At 60.3% G+C, this 1,617-nt stretch carries 1 protein-coding gene; it reads left to right on the top strand.

Translation table 11 applies throughout. The features are described from left to right. On the top strand, nucleotides 1-1,354 hold a 1,354-nt coding region (mobV, locus tag VI25_RS22955; protein ID WP_173664810.1), incomplete at its 5' end, for a MobV family relaxase. Nucleotides 1,355-1,617: the final 263 nt, after the last annotated feature.

Below are 1,617 nucleotides of genomic sequence, written 5' to 3'. Positions count from 1 at the left end.
CGACCCGCCCTTGCGGCACCTGAACCAGGAACTGGTCAACCACGAGCAGCGCAGCTACTGGGACTTAGCCAATGAGCGCATCGCTGAGTTGCAGCTACCCCGCCAGCGCAAGGATGCCATTCGCGCCGTGGAGATCCTGCTCACGGCCAGTGAGGAGAAGTTTCCCAAAGACCCTGCTACAGGCCTTCGAGCGGACATCCGGGAGTCGTCGTGGGTACGCGATAATCTGGACTTTTTACAGAAGCGCTACGGTACTGAAAATGTGATCGGGTGTATGCTTCACCAAGACGAGAGCACTCCACACCTACATGCCATCGTGGTGCCCGTCACTCAGGAGCAGCGCTTGCACAAGGGAGAAAAGGTAGGAGCTAAGGAGCGACTCTCGGCCCGCGATCTCTTCAGTCCCGTTGCCCTGCGGCAGCTGCAAACGGACTACGCGCAAGCCATGGCCCCCTATGGCTTGAAGCGGGGCATCGAGTACAGTACAGCAATTCATCAGGATGTACGCCGCTACTACGGGGCCCAGAAGACCAGCCAGCAGCAGTTGGCGCAGGCCGTGGCCCCGGTCGAGCACATCCCGTTGGAAATAGGCAAGAAAGCCTGGTACGTGGACAGCGGGGTGCACCTGCAGCGAGAGCTGGAACGGTTCAATCAACAGGCGGCCCAACAGTTAGCGGAGGCCAACGCCAAGCTCGCGGAGCTGGCCACCATTGCCACGGCCAACGCGCTGGCGCAGGACCGGGTGCGGGTGCTGGAAAAGCAGCTGGCTACCAGCAAGGAGCACGAGCGGCGCCTGTCCGCGGAGTTGGAGCAAAAGGGGAAGGAGCTAGCCGAGAAATCCACGCAGCTCACCACTGTACGAGCTGACTATCACCGGTTGATCGTGCGGACGGCCCAAGGGCAAACCTTAAGCCCTAAGCTGACCGAGTGGGCTGGTCAGCAACAAGCACACAGTCTACGGCGAGCGGAGCAGGTAGTAGCCACCGTGCTGCAGGGGCGGGTTACGAATGTGGGGCAGGTAGACCAAGCCTTACAGCAGCACGGCTTTACCGTTCACCAGACGAAAGAGAAACAGTTCCTAGTGCGGGAGGCAGCAACGGCCGTGCAGTTTCCCCTCGCCGACTTACGGCCGAATGGACAGCCCTTCGTGGAGCAAGTGCAGCAGGCGATTGAACGCACTTTGCTAGAGCAACGGCAGGAGCAGCGGTTACAGGTGGCGCAAGACCCTCGCTCGCTTAAGGCAATCATCACAGTAGTCGAGGCAGAAAGGCCGAGCGCATTCGAGCCGCCCTTGAGGAGGCTGGTGCCGGGGTATGGCAGGTGCGCACGTTACCGGATCAGCGAACATCGCTGAGCGTAGCCTATGGCTTCGATTGGAAGACCATTGAAAAGATTAGCAGCGTCCTGAGCAAGGCCCAGCGCTCCGAGGGGGTGGCGGTCGAGGAAAGCTATGGCGACCAGGCCACGCGGACGGGAGCTATGCGCTCTATCGAGCGAGAACGGCAGCCTCGAGCAGCGGGACCGAGGGCTATCGATGTAAGAGCGGACAGCATGAATCCACAATAGAAAAGCCCCGGCTGTATAGCTTGTCCTTACCCAAATCTTCCGAGAAGCCCA

The organism is Hymenobacter sp. AT01-02 (genome assembly GCF_000961955.2).
GTDB classification, from domain to species: domain Bacteria; phylum Bacteroidota; class Bacteroidia; order Cytophagales; family Hymenobacteraceae; genus Hymenobacter; species Hymenobacter mucosus.
The sequence above is the reverse complement of the archived record's forward strand: the minus strand, read 5'-3'. Positions and strand labels throughout refer to the sequence as shown.